8 protein-coding genes are annotated in these 7,003 nt (G+C 65.4%); 4 read left to right on the top strand and 4 right to left on the bottom strand.

Going from position 1 to position 7,003, the window contains the following annotated elements:
• Together msrA and msrB are read right to left on the bottom strand one after the other, a co-directional pair.
• Window positions 1-462: peptide-methionine (S)-S-oxide reductase MsrA (gene msrA / locus WBQ44_RS09620; protein WP_495566478.1), on the bottom strand; the 462-nt coding region annotated here is incomplete at its 3' end.
• Window positions 462-983: a peptide-methionine (R)-S-oxide reductase MsrB gene (gene msrB, locus WBQ44_RS09615; RefSeq protein WP_495566477.1), complete on the bottom strand. Its 522-nt coding sequence runs from the start codon at window positions 981-983 to the stop codon at window positions 462-464. The genes msrA and msrB, both read right to left, overlap by 1 nt.
• A gap of 156 nt (window positions 984-1,139) precedes the next feature.
• Between msrB and secA2 the strand changes: the two genes are divergently transcribed.
• On the top strand, window positions 1,140-3,446 hold the full coding sequence (gene secA2, locus WBQ44_RS09610; protein ID WP_495566476.1) for an accessory Sec system translocase SecA2: 2,307 nt from the start codon (window positions 1,140-1,142) through the stop codon (window positions 3,444-3,446).
• 35 nt (window positions 3,447-3,481) lie between these two features.
• On the opposite strand, the gene WBQ44_RS09605 is transcribed toward secA2, so the two are convergent.
• Window positions 3,482-4,114, bottom strand: a complete 633-nt coding sequence (locus WBQ44_RS09605; RefSeq protein WP_495566475.1) for a TetR/AcrR family transcriptional regulator C-terminal domain-containing protein — start codon at window positions 4,112-4,114, stop codon at window positions 3,482-3,484.
• Window positions 4,115-4,249: 135 nt separating this feature from the next.
• On the opposite strand from WBQ44_RS09605, the gene WBQ44_RS09600 reads away from it, so the two are divergent.
• A complete protein-coding gene (locus WBQ44_RS09600) occupies window positions 4,250-4,909 on the top strand; it encodes a DUF2567 domain-containing protein (protein WP_495566474.1) in 660 nt (219 codons plus the stop codon).
• On the opposite strand, the gene WBQ44_RS09595 is transcribed toward WBQ44_RS09600, so the two are convergent.
• Window positions 4,891-5,601 carry an NUDIX hydrolase gene (locus tag WBQ44_RS09595; RefSeq protein ID WP_495566473.1) on the bottom strand — a complete coding sequence of 237 codons (711 nt, stop codon included), beginning with the start codon at window positions 5,599-5,601 and terminating at the stop codon, window positions 4,891-4,893. The two genes, WBQ44_RS09600 and WBQ44_RS09595, sit on opposite strands and share 19 nt — an antisense overlap.
• A gap of 79 nt (window positions 5,602-5,680) precedes the next feature.
• On the opposite strand from WBQ44_RS09595, the gene nadA reads away from it, so the two are divergent.
• Together nadA and WBQ44_RS09585 are read left to right on the top strand one after the other, a co-directional pair.
• Entirely contained in the window at window positions 5,681-6,748 is a 1,068-nt protein-coding gene (nadA, locus tag WBQ44_RS09590; RefSeq protein WP_495566472.1) for a quinolinate synthase NadA, read from the top strand.
• A 20-nt stretch (window positions 6,749-6,768) separates the two neighbouring features.
• Window positions 6,769-7,003, top strand: a 235-nt coding sequence (locus WBQ44_RS09585; protein ID WP_495566479.1) for an FAD-dependent oxidoreductase, incomplete at its 3' end; no start/stop codon positions are given.

Below are 7,003 nucleotides of genomic sequence, written 5' to 3'. Positions count from 1 at the left end.
CGTGTACCCAGTGGGGTAGTTCTGAAGGTAGTCCTGGTGCTCCGGCTCTGCTTCCCAGAACTGTCCGGCGGCGGTCACTTCGGTGACGACCTTGCCGGGCCACAACCCTGAAGCGTCGACGTCGGCGATCGTGTCCAACGCGACTCGCTTCTGCTCGTCGTCGGTGTAGAAGATCGCCGACCGATAGCTCACGCCCACGTCGTTGCCCTGACGGTCCTTCGTCGACGGGTCGTGGATCTGGAAGAAGAACTCGAGCAGGTCCCGGAACGAGATGACCGACGGGTCGAACACGATCTCGACCGCCTCGGCGTGCGTGCCGTGATTGCGGTACGTGGGGTTGGGTACGTCACCGCCGGAGTATCCGACGCGCGTCGAATGCACGCCCGGCTGATGTCGAATCAGTTCCTGGGCTCCCCAGAAGCAGCCTCCGGCGAGGATGGCGGTCTCGGTCGTTGCGCTCACTACTGCACTCCTTCGTCTGAACTTGCTGTGTTCGCTGCGGGATCGTCGTTCGCGGCGGCGGATCGTGTCGTCGAGATATCGTCGAACATCGCTCGGTATTCACCGTAGCCCTCGGCCTCGAGGCGCGTCGCCGGCACGAATCTCAGCGCCGCCGAGTTCATGCAGTAGCGCAAGCCACCCTGGCCCTTCGGGCCGTCGTCGAACAGGTGCCCCAGGTGCGAGTCGCCGGCTGCGGAACGGACTTCGGTGCGCACCATCAGGTGGCTGAAGTCCCGCTTCTCGACGACGTTGGCCGCCGCGACCGGCTTGGTGAAACTCGGCCAGCCGGAATGACTTTCGAACTTGTCCGCAGAGGAGAACAACGGCTCACCCGTGACCACGTCCACGTACAGGCCGGGTTCGTGATTGTCCCAGTACTCGTTCGCGAACGGACGTTCCGTGCCGTTGTTTTGCGTGACGCGGTACTGCTCGGGCGTCAGAGCGGTCAACGCGGCGGGATTCTTGCCATACGAGCGTGTCAAAGTCTGTCCTTCCTGCTGGAACGGGACCTTTCGGCCCCACAGGACTCAACAACGAGTACTCGTCGATATTCCGCATCGGAGTGCGTACATCGGCTTGCGTACTCTGGCCGGGACGGTGCGTGCTGCATCGCGCAACTTGCACGTAGGGATTGATGAATGGCATTCGGATCCGATCGATTCTGGAACGTCCTCGGGCGCTCGGCGCAGAAGGGCCAAGCTCGGTCGCGGAGCCGTGTCGGGAAGTCACTGGACCATGCCGAGTGGGCGTCAGGGTTGTCAGATGCCGACATCGCAGTCGCTGCTGGGGACCTCCGAGTCGCTGGTGTCGCCAAGCTCGACGTTCCCCGGTTCCTCGCGCTGGCACGGGAAGCATCGACACGATCGCTCGGAATGACGCCGTTCGACGTCCAGTTGCTGGCAGCACTTCGCATGCTCGAGGGCGACGTCGTGGAGATGGCCACCGGTGAGGGCAAGACGCTGGCGGGTGCATTGGCAGCAGCCGGGTACGTTCTCTCCGGTCACCACGTGCACGTCGTGTCGATCAACGACTTCCTTGCGCGCCGCGACGCGAAGTGGATGGGTCCGCTCTACGACATGCTCGGCGTCGGGGTCGGTTCCATCTCCGAATCGTCGACGGCGGCCGAACGGCGGGACGCCTACGGGCGCGACGTCACCTATGCGTCGGTCAACGAAATCGGATTCGACGTGTTGCGCGATCACCTGGTCGACGACGCCGCCGACGCGGTGACGCCGGAGCCCGACGTGGCGTTGATCGACGAAGCCGATTCGGTGCTCGTCGACGAGGCTCTCGTGCCGCTGGTATTGGCCGGATCGGTGTCGACGGACGTACCGACCGCGCAGGTGTTCGAGGCGGTCCGGACGCTGGAGCGAGGCGCCGACTACGACACCGACGCCGACGGTCGCAACGTGTTTCTCACCGACGCCGGGGCCGAGCGGCTCGAAAAGGAGCTCGGCGGCATCGATCTGTACTCGGAGGAGCATGTCGGCGCGACGCTCGTCGCCGTCAACGTGGCGTTGCACGCACAAGTGCTCGTCGAGCGCGATGTGCACTACATCGTCCGCGATGGACGCGTCCAGCTGATCAACGCCTCTCGCGGGCGGGTCGCCGAACTGCAGAGGTGGCCCGACGGCCTTCAGGCAGCGGTCGAGACCAAGGAGGGCTTGAAGCCCACGGAGACGGGGGAGATCCTCGACACGATGACGGTGCAGGCCCTCATCGGTCGGTACCCACGGGTGTGCGGCATGACGGGCACCGCTCTTGCTGCGGGTGAGCAGCTCAAGAAGTTTTACGGACTCGGCGTCTCGGTCATCGCGCCGAACGAGCCGAACGTACGCGTCGACGAACCCGATCGGGTGTACGACACCGCGGTCCACCGTGATGCCGCGCTCGTGCGGTACGTGCGGGAGGTGCACGAGACCGGGCAGCCAATATTGATCGGCACCCATGACGTCGCCGAGTCGGAGAAGCTCGCTGCTCTCCTCGACGAGGCGGATGTGACTTCCGTGGTCCTCAACGCGAAGAACGACGCGGAGGAAGCGGACGTGATTGCACAGGCAGGTGTCGCTGGAGCGGTGACGGTCTCGACGCAGATCGCCGGCCGCGGAACAGACATCAGGCTCGGTGGTCCGTCCGGCGAGGGAACGGCCAAGGACGAGGTCGCCGAGTTGGGCGGCCTGTTGGTCGTCGGCACCGGCCGCCACACCACCGAGCGGTTGGACGGCCAGTTACGGGGCCGCGCGGGTCGGCAAGGAGATCCGGGCCGGTCGGTGTTCTTCTCCAGCTGGGAGGACGAGGTGATCACTGCCAACCTCGCGCCGAAGGACCTACCGAAGAGCAGCGACGACACCGGACTCGTCGGCTCCGCGGGGGCTGCAGCGAAGATGGATCACGCCCAACGAATCGCCGAGGGCGCGATGCTCGATGTGCACGCGCGGACCTGGCGATACAACCAGCTGACGGCGCAGCATCGTGACATCCTCGACAAGAGACGGACTTCGCTGTTGCGGACGGACGAAGCGTGGGAATTGCTGGCGTCGGCGGCCCCCGATCGCGCGGCGGCGCTGCGTGAGTCGGTGTCCGAGGAGATTCTGATCGTGGCGGCGCGCCGCATCGTTCTGTTCCATCTCGACCGGGCCTGGTCCGACTACCTCGCGCATCTGGCAGATGTACGCGAGAGCATTCACCTACGCGCGCTGGGCCGCGAGAACCCCCTCGACGAGTACCACCGCATCGCCGTCGACGCCTTCCGGACTGTGTCGGACAAAGCAATCGAGCAGGCTGTCGTCACCTTCGACACTGCCGACATCACGGTCGACGGAATCGACCTGGAGGACGCGGGTCTACAGAGGCCGACGTCGACCTGGACGTACATGGTGCACGACAATCCGTTCGCCGGAAACACCGCCAACAGCGCCGGACTAGGGCCGATCTTCGGCGGCTGACTACCGGTCGATCAGACCTTGGGCTCGCCCGGTCTTCACGCCCGCGCCCGATCGCCCAATTGATGCCGGACGCCGTCGACGAACAAGCCCAGGCCGAAGTCGAAACGCGTCGTCGCATCCGGGGTGTCGAACAGCGGGGTATCGAACGGCGGGGTATCGAACGGCGGGGTATCGAACAGCGGTGACGCACTGTCCGGCAGCGCGCCTGCGGAGTCCATCTGCAGCCGGGTCTGTTCGTCCACTGTCCGACCGAGGACGTAATAGAGCACCGTGTCCGCTGCGGATTCGGCGTCTGTGCGTGCGAGCCCTGCCCTGATGCAGATCGCGGCGAGACGCTCACGTACCCCGTTGGTGACCAGTCGCGATGCGTAGGTGGCTGCGATCAGTTCCGCCCCGTCACGGTGAGACAGCAGCGCATCTCGCAGCCGGTGGGCGAGCTCTCTGATCTGGTCGTCCCATTCAGTGCTGCTGGGAGCGGCGTCGACGCCTGCCAACAGCGCGTCCGCGATGGCGCCGAGGAGGGATTGCTTGTCCTTGAAGTGCCAGTACAGCGCTCCGGGCTGCACATGCAGCGAGGTGGCCAGGCGACGCATCGTGAGGTCGGCCAGGCCGTACTCGTCGAGTATCGCGATCGCCCCGGCGAGGACGTCGGCTCTGCGTAATTGCACGCGGGCACTCCTGTGGTCGTCGGGCCGCTGTCCGGGTGTCGACTGTATCGGACCCCGAGCCTAACCTGAACATTGTTCAACTCGGGCGGCATCTAAGGTGAACGGGATGTCCGCTACGTACGAGAGGCGGTAGCTGTGTCACTCGATCCCCAGAACCCCGATCCTCAGAACCCGGATCTGCTGCACTCGACGCACCTCGGTCCATCGGCCGTGGACGCCGATGTGCCTTCTCGGTCGAAGATCGTGGGGTCGACGCTCGCCCTGTCGATTCTCGTCGGTGTTGTGGCGGCCTTCGTGTGGGCGGTCCTGGCACCCGGAGAGCAATTCGCAGTCGTCGAGCCAGGTGTGGGCGCGGCGTTGACGGGGGAGAGCCTGCATCGTTTCGATGCGGTGGCCGTGTTCGTGTGTGTGACTGCCGTCGCGGGAATTGTTCTGCCCTTGGGGTTCTGGGCGTGGACACGGGCACGTGGGCCCATGCTCGGCGCCGGCCTTGTCATCGGTGCATTCATTGCAGCGGCGGCGACGCTCGGGCTCGGGGTGTGGGTCGCGGGTCTTCGGCAACCACCGTCGGACGACGCAGTCGTGGGCGCGGTCGTCTCCGTGGCGCCGGGGTTCGAGACGCCCCTGGTGCTCATCGTGCAGCCGCTGGTCACCGCCCTTGTCGTCGTATTGCTCGCGGCGTTGAACCCGCACGACGACCTCCGCTTCACGCCAGGCGACGACGTCGTGTCCGATCAGTCCGAGGACGTACCGAACCCTCCTTCCGCTGCCGGCCACTACGCGTCGGGAGTCTGATTCGGCGGCCGCAGCGCTGCGAACTCGTCGGTGACACGAAGCGAGGACTCGGCGAAGCGGAACAGTGCGGGTGGACGGCCACCGGTTTTCCCCGACGGAGATGTTCGGCCGGTCGGCTCGATGACCTTGCGGCGCCCCAGTACTCGCTGCAGGTTTGTCGTGTCCACGGGGTAGCCGAGGGCTGCGGTGTAGATGTCCCGCAACGTCGACATCGCGAATTCGGCCGGAGCCAGTGCGAAGCCGATGTTGGTGTACGAGAGCTTCGCAACGAGGCGGTGGTGCGCGTGCCGCACGACGGTGCCGTGGTCGAACGACGCTGCGGGCAGGCGCGCGACCGGGTGCCAGGCGGTGTCCGTCGGGAGTGACGGATCCGCGTGGATGGGAACGAGTCCGATGAAGTTCGAGGCGATGCGTCGGTCGCCGGGTACTCGGTCGGGAACGCTGAAAACCGAGAGCTGCTCTAGGTGGGCAACTTGACGTACGTCGACCTTCTCGGCGAGTTGGCGCCGCGCCGAGGTGGGGAGGTCCTCGTCGTCGCCGAGCATACCCCCGGGGAGTGACCAGCTGCCCTTCTCCGGGTCGAGCGCGCGTTGCCACAGCAGGACGGCCAATTCCGGTGCCCGACCTGCGGCGAAGGCTCGAACCTGGAATACGGCGATGAGCACTTCGTGCACGGTGATACGATGTGGCATGTTTTCGATCCTAAGTCGAAAACCCCAAAGAGCGAAATCCGGCGATCGGAACCGGATGATCGGTGAAGGAGTGGTCGCCATGACGAGCAGCATCGGATTCGATACGCAGGGCGTGTCGGTCGAGTCGGTATGGGCCGGTACGGCCACCATCGTCGACGGCCCGGGCGGATACAGCGGCGTCGAGCCGACGGAGGAGTGGGCAGCCGAAATCAAGCGGTTGGCACGCAAACGGGGCGCAACCCTGCTGGCGCACAACTATCAGCTGCCGGCGATTCAGGACGTCGCGGACCACGTAGGGGACTCGCTCGCGCTCTCTCGCATCGCGGCCGAGGTGCCCGAGGGCGAAATCGTCTTCTGCGGGGTGCACTTCATGGCCGAGACGGCGAAGATCCTGAGCCCGTCGAAAACGGTGCTCATTCCCGACCAGCGGGCCGGTTGCTCGCTTGCCGATTCGATCACAGCCGAACAGCTTCTCGAGTGGAAGGCGGACTACCCCCACGCCGTCGTCGTGTCGTACGTCAACACCACGGCCGAAATCAAAGCCCTCACCGACATCTGCTGCACTTCGTCCAATGCCGTCGAGGTCGTCGAGTCGATCGATCCGAGCCGCGACATTCTCTTCCTCCCGGATCAATTCCTCGGTGCGCACGTCAAGCGCGTCACGAAGCGGGAGAACCTGCACATCTGGGCCGGCGAATGCCACGTACATGCAGGCATCAACGGCGACGAGCTCGCAGCCAAGTCGCGCTCGCACCCGGATGCAGAGCTGTACGTGCACCCCGAATGCGGTTGCGCCACATCCGCTTTGTACCTGGCAGGTGAAGGCTTCGTCACCGAGGACAAGGTCAAGATCCTCTCCACCGGCGGCATGTTGGACGCGGCGCGCACGACGGGTGCCAAGCAGGTGTTGGTCGCCACCGAAATCGGCATGTTGCATCAACTGCGCCGAGCTGCACCGGACGTCGAATTTCTCGCCGTCAACGACCGCGCGTCCTGCGGTTACATGAAGATGATCACCCCGGCGGCACTCCTTCGGTGCCTCGTCGAGGGCAAGGACGAAGTGCACGTCGACCTCGACACCGCACACGTGGCGAGCAAGTCGGTGCAGCGGATGATCGAGATCGGCAACCCCGGAGGCGGTGAGTGACGCCTCTTCCCGGGCCGGTGATGCCCGGGCCCCGGATTAGTTGGGAAGCGTCCGCCGATCTGGTGGTCGTCGGCGGAGGAGTTGCCGGTCTGAGCGCCGCAGCGGCGGCCAGGCACCGCGGTCTGCGGGTATTGACCGTCGCCAAGGGTGGGCCCCTCGACACGGCAACTCGATACGCGCAGGGCGGCATCGCAGTTCCGGGCGACTCCTCGACCGCGGACTCGGTGGACATACACGTCGAGGACACGTGCGATG

This window comes from Rhodococcus sp. (in: high G+C Gram-positive bacteria) (assembly GCF_049591685.1).
Classification (GTDB): Bacteria; Actinomycetota; Actinomycetes; order Mycobacteriales; family Mycobacteriaceae; genus Rhodococcoides.
The sequence above is the reverse complement of the archived record's forward strand: the minus strand, read 5'-3'. Positions and strand labels throughout refer to the sequence as shown.

Coding starts and splice junctions, on each gene's coding strand:
- nadA (WP_495566472.1), top strand. CDS start 5,681: ATGACGAGCAGCATCGGATTCGATACGCAGGGCGTGTCGGTCGAGTCG.
- WBQ44_RS09595 (WP_495566473.1), bottom strand. CDS start 5,601: ATGCCACATCGTATCACCGTGCACGAAGTGCTCATCGCCGTATTCCAG.
- secA2 (WP_495566476.1), top strand. CDS start 1,140: ATGGCATTCGGATCCGATCGATTCTGGAACGTCCTCGGGCGCTCGGCG.